This is a genomic window from Paenarthrobacter sp. CM16 (genome assembly GCF_013179505.1).
GTDB lineage: Bacteria > Actinomycetota > Actinomycetes > Actinomycetales > Micrococcaceae > Arthrobacter.
Genome location: NZ_JABMCX010000540.1, coordinates 1 through 1,331, shown reverse-complemented (window position 1 = coordinate 1,331; position 1,331 = coordinate 1). Strand labels below are relative to the sequence as shown.

Annotated in this window: 1 protein-coding gene; it reads left to right on the top strand. The window is 56.6% G+C overall.

Features of this window, described 5'->3' with window-relative positions; genetic code table 11:
- Positions 1 to 145: 145 nt before the first annotated feature.
- Positions 146 to 1,138, top strand: a complete 993-nt coding sequence (locus tag HP499_RS24310) for a zeta toxin family protein (protein WP_172326582.1) — start codon at positions 146 to 148, stop codon at positions 1,136 to 1,138.
- Positions 1,139 to 1,331: the final 193 nt, after the last annotated feature.

Sequence of the window (1,331 nt, the reverse complement as noted above, 5' to 3'; positions counted from 1 at the left end):
AACTGGCCTCTCACTTCTGCGCCAAACGAGTGTCGTTACCCGACAAGCAGATTCCAGTCGATGCAGTGGTTGCTCTTCCGGACAGCGGTTCGGTTTCCTCTATCAAGTGCCTGCTCTGTGTCACCGCTTCTTGGCGGACAGGCGGATGAAGACGCCCTCATGGATTACTATCGGTGACAGATCTGATTTTCAAGGCTTGCGACTCTGCTGGAACGTGGCGTGTCCGGCAAACGAATCATGTGGGGAGTGCGCAATCGCATCAGAAGTGGGTGTGGCCACGGAGGAGAAAGCCTTTGAGGACTATGCAGAAGAAGTGGATAAGTACTCTCGCACTTGGTTCAGCCGGCAGGAAGAACCCCAGAAGAGCTTTCTGGCTACCAGACCCGAACTTAGAGGTGAGCTTTTTCAGCGAGCTCTGGATGGCCAGCGCACATTCACCCGCCACGTCTATGCCCTCGAAGGAGATTGGCATGAGGAGAGACTCGACCTTCAAAACACTCTCCTCCGGGAGCGCCTGGGCCAAGTGTCCAATCCTGAAGGGAGGAAGGGCGCGGTTTACGTACTGATCGGTCTACCCGGATCTGGGAAGAGTTCTTCTCTTCGGCCTCTTGTCCTGGAACACGCAGGACTGGACCTCAGCACCATCAAGATAAGTGACGCCGACGAACTCCGAAGCGACTTCCCCGAGTATGCGGAGGGACGCGGTTCAGGAGTCGTGCAAGACGAGTGTGCCGAACTAATGTACGACAGAGCCGTCACGAGCGAGGCCGGGGAGCCAGGACTGCAGGGAGCAATTCTTGCAGCAGGGCAAACGACCATTGTGGACGTTATTGGACACCCAGAGTACTTACCCCAAATGGTGAAACGCCTCCGCAGAGAAGGACGCCGCGTCTACGTCCTGCAAGCGAGTTGTGCCGTGGAGGTATGCATCGAGCGCGCCAAGAAACGCGCTCTGGAGACAGGGCGACTGGTTCCCCTGTCGATGATCGAGGCGAAGCGCGGCATCCCCGAGCAGGCCCTAGAAGCTGCCAAAGCCACGGGCAAGCTAAACGGATGGGCCGTGTGGGACACCAACTCCTCCCCCGCCCTACTAGACAGCCATGGCTTCGATATTCCGTCTTTCCCGAAAAAATCTTGAGAATCTGCATATGCAGCTCATTGTCTGTGCTATGGGAGATACTTGACCTAGAAAGGAGGTCCTAATCGTGGAGAAAGAACAGGCACTAGCTTTAAGCGACGCCTCAGAGCGACTCATCTACGCCTACGTATCTGGCGGCACCAAAGAAATCGCTGCAGCGAGGGCGGACCTTCAGCGTGCCCAAGACATGAGC